Origin of the sequence: Aliivibrio sp. A6 (assembly GCF_028765505.1) — a bacterium.
Lineage (GTDB): Bacteria > Pseudomonadota > Gammaproteobacteria > Enterobacterales > Vibrionaceae > Aliivibrio > Aliivibrio finisterrensis_A.
In genome coordinates, this window is record NZ_JARACR010000033.1 from 1 (window position 1) to 16,469 (window position 16,469).

At 38.7% G+C, this 16,469-nt stretch carries 12 protein-coding genes; 6 read left to right on the forward strand and 6 right to left on the reverse strand.

From position 1 onward, the window contains the following. Positions 1-98 precede the first annotated feature (98 nt). The 5 genes from PVK70_RS15945 to PVK70_RS15965 all read right to left on the reverse strand — a co-directional run bounded on the left by PVK70_RS15945 (position 99) and on the right by PVK70_RS15965 (position 7,680). Positions 99-3,050, reverse strand: a complete 2,952-nt coding sequence (locus tag PVK70_RS15945; RefSeq protein ID WP_130049029.1) for an NACHT domain-containing protein — start codon at positions 3,048-3,050, stop codon at positions 99-101. A 265-nt stretch (positions 3,051-3,315) separates the two neighbouring features. Then, positions 3,316-4,215, reverse strand: a complete 900-nt coding sequence (gene secF / locus PVK70_RS15950; protein ID WP_122035557.1) for a protein translocase subunit SecF — start codon at positions 4,213-4,215, stop codon at positions 3,316-3,318. Between the two features lie 3 nt (positions 4,216-4,218). Then, positions 4,219-6,042 carry a protein translocase subunit SecD gene (secD, locus tag PVK70_RS15955; protein WP_130049030.1) on the reverse strand — a complete coding sequence of 608 codons (1,824 nt, stop codon included), beginning with the start codon at positions 6,040-6,042 and terminating at the stop codon, positions 4,219-4,221. Between the two features lie 109 nt (positions 6,043-6,151). Further along, positions 6,152-6,658 carry a hypothetical protein gene (locus PVK70_RS15960; RefSeq protein WP_130049031.1) on the reverse strand — a complete coding sequence of 169 codons (507 nt, stop codon included), beginning with the start codon at positions 6,656-6,658 and terminating at the stop codon, positions 6,152-6,154. A gap of 107 nt (positions 6,659-6,765) precedes the next feature. Further along, positions 6,766-7,680, reverse strand: a complete 915-nt coding sequence (locus PVK70_RS15965) for a LysR family transcriptional regulator (protein WP_130049032.1) — start codon at positions 7,678-7,680, stop codon at positions 6,766-6,768. 129 nt (positions 7,681-7,809) lie between these two features. Here PVK70_RS15965 and PVK70_RS15970 point away from each other — a divergent pair, with 129 nt between their 5' ends. From PVK70_RS15970 to PVK70_RS15990, 5 genes are all read left to right on the forward strand, one after another. After that, the gene (locus PVK70_RS15970; protein WP_242504815.1) at positions 7,810-8,880 is read left to right on the forward strand and encodes an HlyD family secretion protein; all 1,071 of its coding nucleotides are present in this window, start codon (positions 7,810-7,812) and stop codon (positions 8,878-8,880) included. Between the two features lie 2 nt (positions 8,881-8,882). Continuing rightward, the gene (locus tag PVK70_RS15975; protein WP_130049033.1) at positions 8,883-10,487 is read left to right on the forward strand and encodes a DHA2 family efflux MFS transporter permease subunit; all 1,605 of its coding nucleotides are present in this window, start codon (positions 8,883-8,885) and stop codon (positions 10,485-10,487) included. 70 nt (positions 10,488-10,557) lie between these two features. Beyond that, entirely contained in the window at positions 10,558-11,259 is a 702-nt protein-coding gene (rsuA, locus tag PVK70_RS15980; RefSeq protein ID WP_130049034.1) for a 16S rRNA pseudouridine(516) synthase RsuA, read from the forward strand. Between the two features lie 189 nt (positions 11,260-11,448). Next, positions 11,449-12,654 carry a Bcr/CflA family multidrug efflux MFS transporter gene (locus PVK70_RS15985; RefSeq protein WP_130049035.1) on the forward strand — a complete coding sequence of 402 codons (1,206 nt, stop codon included), beginning with the start codon at positions 11,449-11,451 and terminating at the stop codon, positions 12,652-12,654. Beyond that, entirely contained in the window at positions 12,655-13,341 is a 687-nt protein-coding gene (locus tag PVK70_RS15990) for a DUF2913 family protein (protein ID WP_130043175.1), read from the forward strand. Between the two features lie 109 nt (positions 13,342-13,450). Here the strand turns inward: PVK70_RS15990 and PVK70_RS15995 are convergent, their stop codons facing one another. Then, entirely contained in the window at positions 13,451-14,890 is a 1,440-nt protein-coding gene (locus tag PVK70_RS15995; protein ID WP_130049036.1) for a DUF2867 domain-containing protein, read from the reverse strand. A 126-nt stretch (positions 14,891-15,016) separates the two neighbouring features. Here PVK70_RS15995 and PVK70_RS16000 point away from each other — a divergent pair, with 126 nt between their 5' ends. Beyond that, on the forward strand, positions 15,017-16,396 hold the full coding sequence (locus PVK70_RS16000) for an MATE family efflux transporter (RefSeq protein WP_130049037.1): 1,380 nt from the start codon (positions 15,017-15,019) through the stop codon (positions 16,394-16,396). Positions 16,397-16,469 lie beyond the last annotated feature (73 nt).

Here is a 16,469-nt window from a genome sequence, read left to right on the forward strand (position 1 = left end):
GGGCTGGGGGTCGTAGTACACGTTATGCTTTGGGGAAGTCGATATTAATTTTCACCTACTAGAGTATAATTAAATATACCCTAGTAGGGAAATAAATATTATATATATTCTTCGGATAGCCTTTGCAATTCTAAAGAAGGTGTTCCTTGTTCAATATAGTCTATGACACTTTTATAATCATCATTTACGCGATACTGTTGCATGGATGGTTTTTTAGGATCAATATAATTTTTTATAACCCCTTTACTAATTAAATCATGTAAAAAAGTAACTGTAGATAATTTTTTTCTTACTTCCTCTTGTTTCCTGGCATAAAAGTTACCTCGTTGATAAAATAATTTAAAGACTTTCATTAAATCTGATATTACGCTTTCTTTATTACTTTTTATTTCTTCTTGTTTTTCATTTAGTAAGTGAGATATATGAGATGTGTCGCTATTTGTAAATATATTTTTTGGAATATCAAACTTTATATTTTGCCTAGGATCAATACCTTTAAATATGGAGTTTTCAGACGTTGTATTATCATCCATATTACACTCCCAGAAATACTCATAATTATTAAAGGTACATCTATCTAAGTGTTTCCCCCTAAAATCAAATGTAGGTTTAGATACAGATTCTCCAAAGATATTAACTAGACATAATCTCTTTATAATGTTACCACTACCAAAAATTTCATTGATTATATTACTTCGTGTTTCAATATTAGATTGAGTGGTTCTTCCATCTTGCAATAATTCAAGTAAAAGTGATACGATTGCTGATATAAAAATATCTTGTTGTCCATCTTGAGCATAGATGGAGTTTTCAACTTTTTCAATTAAATCAATACAGAAAATAATCAGTTCATCATCTAAATTTATTTTTGATGTTATAGATTTGGTGAAACTATTATCATATTTAAGATAACCATTTATAACTCTATATATTTCCTCGTTAATATTGTTGATGTTTTTATTGTTAAACAAATCGAATATTAATAGCGATTTGAAATATATATCAAAAACATCATATCTAAAATAAAAGTGTTCATTCTCAAATTGAACTAATGGATGTCCTTTTAATTTATCTACAATAGATGATTCAAATGAAGATGATATTTTTTCTATTTCTTCTTTTATGTCATAAATGCTAATACCATTTTTTTTACTTGAAGCCATTCTAATGAAGAACTTTATTTGTCCATCAACAGTTAAGCTTTCTAGTTTAATTACTTCTCTTTTACAGACTTGAGAGACTAACTGATCAGTGTGATTGTTTTGTGTTAAATATTGACTCTCTAGGCTACCTTGTTGCTCTAAGTCAAGATTTTGAGTATTAACTAAATAACCAATCATATCTAACAAGAAAGGAATATATGTTTTAGCACTTTCCTCTGATGATTTACTTGCATCTTCTATTGCTAATTCATCAGCCATTTTCATAGCTTTAGTAATTTTTCTTTTATCAGAAGCTAACTTTTGAGAAAAGAAATCTTCAGCGAGAGTTTTATTAAAAGCTTTAAGTGTGATCTCAGGTAATAAGATGCTTTTACCAACTTCTTTCCAAAAGTGGTCTCTACATGTAATTAGTATTTTGGTTTTATGTTGTTCAGATGAATACTCATCGAAAATGGAGGTGATAAATTTTTCAACATCAAATTTATCACCTAATTTAGCAATTACTTCATCTATGCCATCTAAAACAAGAAGTAAACTACCATTATCAATAGAAAGTTTTAATAACTCTTTATCAAAACGAGATTCTTCAGAATTATCAACTTCCATTAATGCATCATAGAAATCGAAGACATCTGATATTTTATTTTCGCGACTATAATTTCTGGATAACTCATGAATAATTTCTTTTGAATCTATAAATAAAATACCTGGATGTTCTTCACGGTCATAAACAATATCTAAGAATTGTTTTGCTAAAGTCGTCTTACCTATGCCGCCATGTCCACTGACGACAAAAAGAGGTTGGTTTTTACTATCATACCAATCCTCTAGCGCTTTAATTGCTGGTAAATCAAAATTATCCACATCATCATATAAACCATTTACATAAATTGGTAGATTAAACTTTTCATATGGAAGTATACAATCCTTATAAAGATACTCATAACCAAATTCATCAATAAAGAATACATATTCTGTTTTAAATAGTTTCTTTAAGTTATTTTTTCTTTTTGTTATATCTTTAATGTTTGGTTTTTCAACTAAAACAATAGATGTGGATAAATTTTCTACAAGGTTTCTTTTCTTTATCTCGCCTAAAGTTTTACTTTGATTTGCGCTGCTATGAATATAAATAAATTCACGAATTCCTGAAAACCCATCTATTAATTTATATACTTCATATATAATACCATCTTTCCAGTTTCGTTCTTTTATTGGGTATTTATCAGCAAGAGAAAAACTTGTATTTTTATCCATGTATAGCTGTACTGTTTTCTCTATAGTTCTTTCTTTTTCAATAACAATCTCAAGAGGATGTGAAGTGTTTTTATGAGCTTCAGAGTTTCTGTAAATAAGAAACTCATTGGTCATTTCACTTATTTCAGAAGGCTTTGCAGTTCTGATTTCATCTGATTTTTGCCCTTTCCTAATAAGGACAGCCCCTTCATCAAGATGACGAGTTTTTGTTTTAAGCTCTTTTTTTAGTTCGGTCAGATATACTGGGCAAGGAATTTCAAAAACTAAGAGGTTATCTCCTTTATAAGGTATAAGTTCTAGATTGAAATTAATAAATGCAGGCTGAGTAATTTTTTCTAATCGTTGAATTAAATCTTTTTTAAAACGAGTGATGTTTTTAAGCTGTTTAATATTTTCCAAATTAACATTATATATTTTCTTTTCCGTTTCATCGAATCCAAAAATTAAATATCTGTTTTTATTTGTATGTCCGAGATAACCATTTGATAATGAAATTAAATCTTTTAATAATTCTCCCCATTTATCGCTCATATCATCTTTACAAGTATCATTATCCCAATACCATTGCCTTTTAAATTCTAGAGTAGGAGATTCATCTTTTGATAATAAAGCTTCAATATTTTCTTGCATTAATAATAACCTATTTAATAAATTATAGTTTTGCTATATATTAAATCATAGCCATACCCCGTTTGGGGTATAATACTCTACTTTTAGAGTATCGAGTACTAAATTACTTTAAGACAGGGTTAATTATAATTTTGTCAATATATTGTTCTTTTACTATTTAAGTAAATGCTATTGTTAATGTCAGAAAAAGGGATCCAGCCTAAACCAGATCCCTCAACATCAGCCGCATCCCCTGCGGCTTTTTACTATCTATCTAAACCAACCCTTACGGCTCTTCAGAAATAGGCTTCGGCTTGTAGTGATCTGAATTCAAACCAAAGTACTCAGGTAAACTTGTACCCACTGAGATAGAAGACCAAGTACCTGTTACAATACCGATGAACATCGCAATCGCAAAGCCCTCTAATGGACCTCCACCTAGTAACCATAAAGAACCAACAGTGATTAGGGTTGTACCTGATGTCACCATAGTACGAGAGAAGGTTGCCGCAACTGCTTCGTTATTTACCTCTTGGATAGATAACTCAGGTTTGGCAATTAATAGCTCACGTATTCTATCTGCAATGATGATCGAGTCATTCAACGAGTAACCTAAAATCGCCAAAATAGCGGCTAGGGTGGTTAAGTTAAACTCCATTTGAGTTGCAGCAAAGAAACCAAGTACAAACACGATATCGTGGGTTAGGGCAAACAAAGAGCCAGAAGCCAAACGCCATTCAAAGCGGTAACTTAAGTACGCTAAGATAACCAAAACTGACACCAATAACGCCATGCCGCCTTGCTCAGTTAGCTCTTGGCCTACTTGTGGACCAACGATACTGGTATTCAATACTTGAACCTCTGAATGCAGAGGAGCAAGTACCTCAGTCAGCGGTGGAAGTTCAACGCCTTTTGGTGGAATCGCATAACGCAACACCCAACGACCCGGCTCACCAGAGGCAATCACCGCCACATCTTGTTTAAAGCTTGCATCCAATAACGGCGCAATTTCACTGCTTGTGATTTTGCTATCAATTTGAACTTCACTCACGATACCGCCAGTGAAATCTAAGCCCCAGTTAAGGCCTTTGGTTGCTATCATCGATAATGCAAAAATCATCAAACCGATAGAAACCACACTCGTCATGTGACGCCATTTTGTTGCATTTTTCATATTTATAAACATAACTTAAACCCTAACATCATGACGAGAATCACGACCCCAAACTAAATTGATAATGGCACGTGACGCGAAGATGCCGGTGAACATACTGGTTAATAGACCTAAGCCCAGAGTTAATGCAAAGCCTTGAATAGGGCCATTACCTATGGTGTATAGAACCACTGCGGTAATCATTGTGGTGAAGTTGGCATCGAAAATGGTACCAAATGCACTACTAAAGCCTCTATCAATGGCTTGAGCCAATGTTCGACCTTCTTTCTGTTTATCTTTAATACGTTCAAAAATAAGTACGTTAGTATCAACCGCCATACCAACGGTCAGCACAAGACCTGCAATACCCGGAAGCGTAAGAACCGCACCCGGAATAAGCGCAAGCAGACCAAATAGCATCACCATGTTGCCAATAAGCGCAATGTTGGCAACCCAGCCTAAACGACGATACCACACCGCCATAAACAGCAGCGTTAAACCAAGACCAAGACCTAAAGCGGCAAAACCATTTTGGATGTTTTCAGCACCTAGCGTTGGACCAATAGTGCGTTCTTCAACGATGGTTACAGGCGCAGTTAATGAACCAGCACGTAGAAGTAGAGCAAGTTCTTGAGATTCTTGAAGAGAACCAGATCCTGTGATTCTAAAGCGGCTACCTAGTTGACTTTGAATCGTTGCCACACTGATGATTTGGTTACTTTGCTCAGTGTTACCTGCGCTATCACGGCTGTATTCGTTGTATGAGGTTGCCATTGGCTTGCCGACATTGTGACGAGAGAACTCAGACATGATTTTGCCGCCTGAACTATCAAGAACAATGTTTACTTCTGCCATGCCCATTTCGCCAAGGCTAGCGCGAGCATCAACAATGTGATCACCCGTTAGCACTGGTTTTCTGCCTACGCGAACTGGTTGGCCGTTTTGATCAGGAACGATCATTGTGCTGCCAGTGCCTTGTTCTTTTACTGCATAGAAAGCAAGGCTGGCCGTCGCACCAATAACGTTTTTCGCTGCTGCTGGATCTTGAACGCCCGGAAGCTCGATACGAATGCGGTTTTCACCTTGACGCTGAACCAGTGCTTCAGTAATACCTAACTCTTCAATACGGCTACGCATGGTTTGAAGGTTTTGCTGTACTGTTAGATTACGTACGGCAATTTTTTCATCTTCTTTTAGCGTTAATTTAAGATCAAAACCGTCATCATTGGTGATTTGCCAAGTAGGGTAGTTTTTATGAATGAATTGACGAGCAGCGTGGCTTGCTTCTTCTGAAGGTAAGTGAACCACTAGCGTATCGCTGTCTACTTTTTGTAAGCGAACTGAGCGAATGCGTTCTTCACGTAGCTCTTGTTTTAGCGAGTCAGCTAATTCGTTACGTTGTGCTTGGTAAACTTGGTTTACATCCACATCCAGTAAGAATTGCACACCGCCACGTAAATCAAGGCCGAGTTTGATTGGTTCAAAGCCCATGTTTTGCAGCCAAGCTGGTGCAGCAGGTGCAAGAGACAATGCTAGTGTGGTGCCTTTTTGGCTTTCATCAATCACTGAACCTAGAATATCTTTAGCGGCAACTTGTTGTGCTTCATCTTTCAAAATAACGATGGTTTTATCGCCTTTTTGTTCGATGCGTTTTACGTTAATGCCTTGCTCGGTTAGGGTGTTTTGTAGTGATACAACCGATGGAATGTGTCCATCTTTGTTGGTGATTTGCACGGCGGCATCTTCACCATACCAAGTCGGGATCGCACTCAATAATAGAATAACAAGGGTCGTAATAAGTACGATGTATTTCCATTTAGAATAATGGTTCAGTCGTTGTATTGGTTGTTTTCTTTGCATAATAATTTCACCTCACATACGACAATACGTATGCGAAAAAGTCACAAATCTAGTTAAGTCTGAATACAGAAATAACTAAGTGATAAATCGATGGATTTTGAGTGTGAAATTAAGCCGCAGGGAACAGTCGATGACTGTAGAGGAGGTTACTTTCTTTCCAAGCAGAGACTCGAGAAACCGATGAATAGCTGTATAACGCCCAATCAACACTTGGTTTTGGTTTTTCTTGATAACCAATGGTTAATTGTTCAGAAGGGATCGTTGGGATCTCTAACGCTAATTCATAAACAGGGAAAACTTCTTCTGGCTCATGGCGTGCTAGGTTTGCCATACGAGAAGAATAGGCGATGCCTAAGTTAACGTCGTGGCTTTGAGATGCATTTTGAGAGTGTAATGCTGTTGGGTCAGATTGAGCGTTGTCGATGGCACACGTAGAGAAATCAATCGATAGGATAGAAGAGCTATCAACAGAAAGTGTCACAGGAACGGTAGAATGTTGCTCAATGGTCAATTCTGAGAAGTCACTGTAGCTATTTTGATGATATGCAGATGCCTGAGCAAGCGAGCTTACCCCAAAGCAAAGACAAATTATCAATAATCGAAACAGTTGAACCACAAAAAAATCCAGTGATGTGCATATAGACCATCGCATCGTATTCGATGAATGACCTTACTGGCAAGTGAAATTAATAGATTCAGAAAAATTGATGTAATTTTAGTGAATTATTTACTCTTATTTCTTTCCGCTGTCGTTAATTCAAATCGTTCAAGTACATGGTCAATAAAAACACGTAATCGTTTTGGTATCAGTTTATTTTGTGGAAACACCAAGCTAATCGCCGCTTTTGGCAAATCCCAATCAGGAAGAATTTGCACCAGTTCGCCATTTTTGATGTGCTCTCGACATAAGAACTCAGGTAAAGAAGCGATGCCTAAACCACTTAAACAAGCAGATTTACACGCCGTAATGGTATTCACTTTCAAGCGATAAGGCAGATTAACGCGAATGGCTTTATCGACTTGGTTAAAATACAGATTAGGCACTTTTACCGCGTTAACGACTTTGATTTGATGATGAGGCGACTGGAGATCTTCTGGTGAGGTAATCATTCCATAAGTGTCTAAATACTCAGGGCTTGCCACAATAATACGCTCAGAAAAATCGATGGTTCGTGCGACTAATGAAGAGTCGTTGATCTCGCCAATTTGGACATAAAGATCAATGCCATCACCAATAATATCGACGGCTCTGTTGGTCATTTCAACATTAACTGATACTTCAGGGTAGCGTTTAAGAAAGCTGTTGATGTAATCAGACATGACGTTATGCCCGATCTCTACTGGCATGGCTAAGTTAAGATGACCGCGAATTAAATTTTGATTTGCAGTCAGCTCTAGCTCGGTTTGTTGCATGATATCGAGCACTTTAACGCTGGCTTGATAAAAAACCTCACCTTCCTGAGTTAAGCCTAATTTTCGTGTCGAACGAGTGATCAACTTCACGCCTAGATGCTCTTCAAGCTCTGCAAGTTTTCGGCTAACGGTTGATTTTGTCATTCCAAGATTAATGGCTGCTTGAGTAAAGCTACCAGAATCAATCACTTGATTTAATATGGTAATGTTATTCAAATCCATCATTAGACGATTCCTTATTGATTGGTAAGATTTATGCAACAGTGTTTCCTTTTTTTCCTATCTAATCAACAAATCATTTTCGTTTTATACTCTGCTTCTCTTATTTATTACATTCATGTTGATTTAGCGTGAATGGCTTCATCTTCAAAGTGGGTACGTACCGTGGCAGAACAACAAAAGAAAAAAAATAAAGCACCTTTGATTGCAACGATTGTGATTATTCTATGTGGTCTTGCAGGGGCGGGTTACTGGTACGGTTATGGACAATACTTCCAATCAACAGACAATGCGTATCTGCAAGGTGATATCACAACGATCAGCCCTAAAGTAGGCGGTTACATTGCCAAAACATTTGTTGAAGATAACCAAGTGGTAAAAGCGGGTGATTTATTGGCAACCATAGACAGTCGTGATTTTGAGGCAGAAAAAGAGAAAGCAGAGGCGAACGTATTGGTTAGCTCTGCTGCAATTAAGAACCTAGCGGCTGAGCGTAAGTTGCAAGACATTCGTATTCGTCAAGCGGCGAGTGAGATTGAATCAGCCAATGCGGAATATGAGCGTGCTCAGCAACAAGTTAAACGAACTAAAGCGTTAATTAAAAAGAATTATTCGTCACAAGATGAGTTAGATAATAACGTATCACACCTTAAAGTGACGCTGGCAAATGTGGATGCTGCAAAAGCCAATTACCAAGCATCTAAAGAACAAATCAATGTGATTGAAAGCGAGATTGCTCAAGCGGAGGCTGGGTTAGTTCAAGCCAAAGCGGCGTTAGAACAAACAGAGATTAACCTGTCTTACACTAATATCTACGCGCCAATTGATGGTGTGGTAGGTAAACGTAGTTTGCGCAGCGGTTTATTGGTTCAAGCGGGTATGCCTTTGCTTAGTTTAGTTCCAACAACAGAGGTTTGGATTGAAGCAAACTTCAAAGAAACGCAACTGGGTGATATTCACAAAGGACAAAAAGTGTTTGTAGACCTTGATGCCTACCCAGATCTACACTTAAAAGGCATTGTTGATAGTTTTTCTCCTGCTACTGGCGCTAAGTTTGCGTTACTGCCACCAGAGAATGCGACCGGTAACTTCACTAAAATTGTGCAACGTGTACCTGTTAAAATCAGCATTTTAAATACGGATTTATTAGAAGGTAAGCTGATCCCGGGTCTTTCTGTGGTTGCTACGGTTGATACTCGAGGTTAGTCATGACTCAAGAATTAACGGTGACAAATCAAAATGAATCTGCCGATGTACCAATAGAACCTGAAATACCAAGACGCCATTGGATAGCGCTATTTGGTGGTTTGTTGGGGGCGTTTATGGCGATTTTGGATATTCAGATCACCAACTCATCTCTAAAAGACATTCAAGGTGCGCTATCGGCCACTATGGATGAGAGCTCGTGGATATCGACTTCTTATCTTGTGGCAGAAATGATTGCGATTCCATTAAGTGGTTGGCTATCTGTTGCGATTGGTAAGCGTCGTTATTTAACCTGGACAACCATCATTTTTGCTGTGGCATCGGTGCTGTGTTCTGTGTCTTGGAATATGGGATCAATGATCGTCTTTCGTGCGATCCAAGGCTTTAGTGGTGGGGCGTTAATTCCACTGGCTTTCTCTTTGGTTGTTCAGTTATTGCCATTGAATAAGCGTGCAGTTGGGATGGCGTTATTTGGGGTAACAGCGACGTTTGCACCTTCTATCGGGCCAACATTGGGTGGTTGGTTAACTGAAAACTTCTCATGGCACTATATTTTCTACATCAACATTCCACCAGCAATTGCGCTTATTTGCATGGTCAATTACGGGCTTGATGATGAGCCGCTAAAACTAGACAGCTTATTAAAAGCCGATTGGTTTGGTATTACCACGATGGCGATTGGTCTTGGTTGTTTAGAAGTGGTACTAGAAGAGGGGAACCGTGAAGAGTGGTTTAGCTCTAGTTTCATCATTACCTTATCTATTATTTCGGCAATTAGCTTAATTTATTTTGTGATTAATGAGCTACAGCATAAGAACCCTCTGGTGAATTTGCGGCTATTGAAACAAAGTCAGTTTGCGATGTCATGCGTAGCGTATTTGATATTAGGGATGGCACTGCTGGGGTCTATTTACGTGCTGCCAATGTATATGATCCAAATTCAAGGGTATAACGCCTTGGAAATTGGTGAAGTATTGATGTGGATGGGTTTTCCGCAGTTATTAATTTTCCCATTAGTTCCTAAGTTAACTCAGATTATAAAAGCGAAATATTTGGTGTTTTTTGGCTTTTCGATGTTTGGCATTAGCTGCTTTGTAAATACGCACATGAGTTATTTATTTGGCGGCGATCAATTGATTTTCTCTATGTTATTACGTGCGATTGGCAGCCCGTTCATCATGGTGCCTTTGTCATTGGTCGCGATGGAAGAAATTCAAAAACATCAAGTGGCGGACGCTTCTACCATTACTAATGTATTGCGTAATTTGGGTGGCGCATTCAGTATTGCGATTATCGCGACCATGCTGGATAACAAAACGCGTGAGCATTTGGGGCACATTAAAGAAACACTAACTAGCGTGAGTACCGACGGTTGGTATCAATTGCAACAGAGTGCAGCGATGTTTGTCTCAAAGGGGAGTGATCCTGCAACGGCTATGTTGCAAGCTAAAGCATCATTAACCATGACGATGCAGCGAGATGCGGCGATTATGGCGTATAACGATGTCTTTTTAATGATGACGTTCTTCTTAGGTTTTGCTGCTTTTATGATGTTTTTTGTTAAATCAAATTCGAATCCTGCATCAATTGAAGGTGGGGCGCATTAATTTTTTTATGTGTGCTCGCTTCTTCAAGTGGTTTGGGTATAATGCGGCAGAATATTGAAATGAGGTTCTCATGCGTTTAGATAAATTTTTGTGCGAAACAACAGGTGCCACTCGTAAAGAAGCAACTCGTATTATTAAAAGTGGTACGGTTACCGTTGATGGTGTGAAAACCAAGGTTACTTCTGTAAAAGTAACGGATGACTCAACGGTTGAGTGGGATGGTCGTGAACTTAAATTCCATGGTCCTCGTTATATTATGCTATTTAAGCCAGATGGTTACGTATGTTCTCATGAAGACAATACTCACCCATCGGCATTAACGCTTTTAGATGAAGTTAATCTTGAGAAACTGCACTTTGCGGGTCGTCTTGATGTAGATACGACAGGTTTGGTATTAATTACTGATGATGGTCAATGGTCACATAAGATCACATCTCCAAAACGTAAGTGTCCAAAAACGTACCGAGTGTGGTTAGCTGAATCTATCGGTGCTGATTACGCTGAGCAATTAGCAGAAGGTATTCAACTTAAGAGTGAAACTGGTTTAACTATGCCAGCGGTAATGGAAATTGTTGATGAAGACGAAAACGAACTTCTATTAACGATTCAAGAAGGTAAATATCACCAAGTGAAACGTATGTTTGCAGCGCTTGGTAATAAAGTTGATGGCTTACACCGTTCTCAAATTGGCGGTTTAGGTTTAGATTATTCTCTAGAGCCTGGTGAATATCGCTACCTGACTGAAGAAGAAGTTGAAGCTGTATTCGCATAGCTTCTAGCCGCTTTATAAAGAAAAACGGTATGATCTCGGTCATGCCGTTTTTTTATACTATTAGCGGGTATAAACATTTGAGCATCCTTGCGTAAATTAGTGCAAAGTTCTAAGAATTGATAAGCAGACAAACGTTTGTCGTGTTAAAATTTCAAACTCCTTTTGCTCTTTCTTTTTGTAGGATCAGTTATGTCCACAAGTTCTAGTGCTTCTCCTGAGGTACCCACACTCAATTTATTACTCATTGTTATTTTGGGTGCTATTGCGGCATTAACTCCACTTGCAATTGACATGTATTTGCCAGCAATGCCAAGTATTGCGGCTGACTTAGGTGTATCTGCCGGTTCGGTTCAAATGACATTAACGGCTTATACTGCCGGTTTTGCTATTGCTCAGCTTATTCATGGCCCACTTGCAGATAGCTATGGGCGTCGACCTGTTTTAATCATAGGGACTATTTTATTTGCCGTGTGTGCGGTGATTGGTGCTTTGGTTGATAGTATCGAGTCCTTAATGTATATCCGAGTATTACAAGGCGTAGCTGGGGCGGCGTCATCAGTGGTTATTCAGGCCATTGTTCGAGATATGTTTGATAAAGAAGATTTTGCGAGAACCATGGCGTTTATTACTTTGGTAATGACGGTTGCGCCATTAGCGGCGCCTATGATTGGTGGCCACTTAGCGGTGTGGTTTGGCTGGCGTTCTATCTTTTGGTTATTGGCCGTTTTTTCGGTATTAATCATTTTTGCGATTTTGTGGAAAATTCCAGAAACATTAAAAGAAGAGAATCGCGAACCGTTCAAATTAAGCTCTTCTTTACGAAATTATTTATCGCTATTTAAGAACCCGGTATCACTTGGGCTGATCTTCTCTGGTGCATTCTCATTCTCTTGTATGTTTGCATTTTTAACCGCTGGCTCATTTGTTTATATCGATATTTATGGCGTGAGTGTTCAGAACTTTGGTTACTTATTTGGTTTAAATATTGTTTTTCTAATCATTATGACGACGCTAAATGGCCGTATCGTAAAACGAGCGGGCTCTCATAATATGCTAAAGTTGGGGCTGTCGATCCAGTTGTTCGCTGGCATACTGATGATGATTGGTCAGTGGTTAGGTTGGGGGTTATGGGGAACGGTTATCCCAGTGGTCTTGTCGGTTGGGTGTATTTCTACTATTGGTAGTAATAGTATGGCGTTATTATTAAGTCATTACCCTAAAATGGCAGGGACAGCGTCTTCTCTAGCTGGTACATTACGTTTCGGTACTGGCTCATTAGTTGGGGTCGGTATTGCAATGCTGCCGTCAGATTCGGCGTGGCCTATGGTAGGCGCAATGACGGCGTGTTCAATTTTATCTTTTGGTTGTTATTTTGTTTTTGGGCGAAAAGCGTAAATGAGTGAAAAAAAATCAGTGCAGTATTATCAAGAAATTCAGCGTGTAATCAATGCTGCATTAGGTGATTTACAAGAGTCAAAAGACAGTGGTCGTTTACCTAAAAACCCTGTCAGTGCAAACCATTTTTTAATTCGCTGGGTAACCACTGCAATTAAGTCACAGCGCTTTGCTCATTGCGTAGCCGGTGATCTAAAAACATGGCAAAAAGAAGGGCGCACAAAAGGAACGGGTACTGAGTTGCCGACTCGTTTTGAGCATTACTCGCGTTTATATGGTGAGTTAGCGCCTGTTGAAAATACAAAGCCTATTACAAAAGAAGCGATTTTAGCGTGGGGTGAGTTTTTAGAAGAAGAGAAAGAGTGGTGTGTAACAACAGAATACGAAGTGCTGCCAAAGGCGTCTTTATTTTCTGATGGTGATCACTCGCTAATTATCTGCTCTACACAGCTTGAATCTTGTTTTGATGGTGAAGATGATTCTGCCGAGTTAGTGAAACCATTAACCTGTTATGTTCGCGGTAATCACCATGAGTTTATTGAATCTGCTTATGAGCATGGTTTGATGGTTCACAAGCGTTCTGATTATAAGTCGAAAGTGAAATATCATGGTGAGTACCTGATTTTCCCTCGTAACCACAGCTTACAATTAGCAGAAACACCATTTTCATTTAATGTGAAGAAATAGAGTTTCTCTTTTATTTATAATAGTGAAAAGCGCAGACTATCTGCGCTTTTTTGTGTTTGCTGCTTTTTGATTATGGTTTTTCTTTTTACTCTTTTTACTCTGTTGGTATTTATTCGGCTTCTGCTTTTTTACAAATCGCTTTCACCATGCCTTTAAAAATAAACAAATGCGCAGGGAACATTGCGAACCAATACATTAACCCCCAAAAGCCTTTAGGGTGCCACCATGCACGGACATCTAACTGGCGATGATTCTCATCTATCTCTTTGATTGAAAACTCTAATCGTCCTAGCCCTGGGGCTGTCATTCCAAACAGTAATGATAAGAACTTATTCTCTTCGCAACGAATCACTTTCCATGAATCAATATAATCGCCTAGTTGTACTTTTCCTGATTCAGGTCTTCTTCTTATCGGGAATGAACCTCCAAGTAAAGGGTCTAACCATTCTCTGGTTCGCCATAATGCGTTTGCGAAGAAATAGCCTTCTTTGCTGCCTAAACGTTCAATTACGGTCCATAATTGTTGAGCTGAGGCGGTGGTTGTAAAGTTTGCCCCTGCTTGTTTTGGATAATAACCATAATCTGATTTCCAACGTTTTAATGCGCTTGGATCAAAGCCCCAAATCTCTGTTTTTATTGTTTCGTCATTGGTTTCTTGGGCCTTATTTATGGCATCAGATAATGAAAGCAATGGTTGTGGGAATGTGCGTTCTATTTTTGAGTTATCCGCAATTAAATCATGGTCTATGCCTGCTAATAGTGCTCGGCCTAAATCTGATGGGACAGAAGTGACAATACCAAGCCATAAACCAGCAAAAGAAGGGGAAATAAATCGCGTTGGAATGATTTTTATAGAGCGATGATTACGTTTGGCAATGAGATGAAATAGATCTTGATAGCTCACCGTTTCAGGGCCGCCTGCTTCAAAGGTGATAGAGTCGGCTAGCGGGTAATCAATACATTGAATTAAATAATGGTTTAGGTTTTCTATCGCAATCGGGTTTGCTTGTGAATTAATCCAAACCGGACAGATTAATACCGGGAAATGGTTAACAAAATCAGTCATGATTTCAAAAGCGGCAGAGCCTGTACCAATGATGATTCCTGAATTGATTTCTATGGTAGGAATACCTGTTGAACGCAGTAATTCACCCGTTTTCTTACGTGCAAGTAAATGTTGAGATTGATAGCCTTCTGGCTGTAAAGCACTTAAGTAAATGATTTTAGATAGGGATGATTGTTCTGCTGCGATTTTAAAGTTTTCAGCAAGGGAGACTTCATAATCAATAAAATCATGACCATGGGACATGCCGTGAACTAAAAAGAACGCAATGTCACAGTGTTCTATTATGGGAAGAATAGAATCAGCTTCTTCTAAGTCAAGGTAATGGCATTGTAAGTTTGGATGGTTAACAACTCTATCGAGTAGGTAATCTATATTACGAGCGCAAGCAACGACGTTATGTCCTTGTTGTAATAGTTGTGGGATTAATTGTGACCCCACATATCCAGAGGCACCAACGATTAAGATTGTCTTTTTTTTATTCAAGATTATTCCTTTATCTTGTGAATATAAATATTAATTACATTTTGATTCTAGTACAATTTGTAGGCATATACCTAATGGATCTTATGTAGTGCAAATGGTTAATTTGTTGTTTATTTGAGGTTCTTCATGTCTGTTTTTCTTTCTAATGTCATTGGTCACACTCGTGGTGAGTTTCTTAAGCGATTATTAATGATCGCTATTCCTATTGCCTTGCAAAATATTATGTTTTCAAGCCGTGGCTTAGTGGACGTACTTATGCTCGGTCAATTAGGCGAAGCTGAGATTGCCGCGGTTGGTGTGGCGAGCCGAGCAACATTTGTGACGACGATTATGTTGGTTGGTGTAACAACAGGCGGCGCACTATTAACCGCCCAATATTGGGGAGCACAAAATAAAGAGGGGGTACGCCAAAGTACCGCACTCACTTGGATGGTGAGTATGGCAATGGCGACCATTCCTGTTGCACTGTTCTTTTTGATTCCAGAACAAATTATGTCATTGGCGACTGACTCTCAAGAAGTCATTGATTTGGGCGCAGATTATCTCTTTATTACCGCACTTACTATGTATGTAGTTTCTTGTGGCAGTAGTATGGCGGTTGGCTTACGCTCTATTCATCAACCGGGTGTTAGTACGTTTTTTAGTGGTATTGGCATTGTCGCTAATGTGTTTTTTAACTGGGTGCTAATCTTCGGTAATTTAGGCGCACCAGCGATGGGTATTAAGGGGGCTGCATTAGCAACCTTGATCAGTGGCATTATTGAAATTGTCTTTTTATATGGCTACCTTTACAGTCGTTCGCACTTATTAAGCTTTGGTATTGAAGAGGTTAAAGCGGTATTAAATTGGCCAAAAATTTCTAAGTTTCTTTCTTTATCTTTGCCTACAACGTTTAACTTTTTGGTCTGGTCTGCGGGGATATTTGCTTATCACGCCATTATGGGACAGTCAGGCGTTCAAGGTTTAGCTGCGCTGTCGGTGATTTCTCCTATTGAATCTATTGCACTTAGCTTTCTTCTTGGTACTGCGGGGGCAGCTTCGGTATTGATCGGTAACCAGCTTGGCGCTAAAAAATATGAAGCGGTGTATTACCAAAGCTGGGGCGTATTGGGCTTGAGCGTTGCAACCAGCATGGTTATTGCACTGTTTGTTATGGTATTTCAGCATCAAATTTTGGATATGTTTCCGGCATTAACCACTGAAACACGTGCGATTGCTGAGAAGTTTATGGCTATTCTTGCCATTATTATTGTGATCCGAAGTGTGCCATTGACGGCAATCGTTGGAGTGCTGCGTGCTGGAGGAGACGTTAAGTATTGTTTATACCAAGATATTATCTCTCAGTGGTTTATCGGGATCCCAATTGCTGCAGTTGGTGCATTAGTCTTAGGTTTACCTCCTGAGTATGTTTATGCCCTATTTATAGTGGAAGAAATAGTGAAATGGTTTGGTTCAATTTATCGAATGAAATCTAAAAAATGGATTAAAAATCTGGTAGATGCGTAGGAAAGTTCGCTTTTTGGTGAGTATTAAACACTAGGAAACCCTGTAACTATAAAAAGCTTTATGAAAGCAGGGT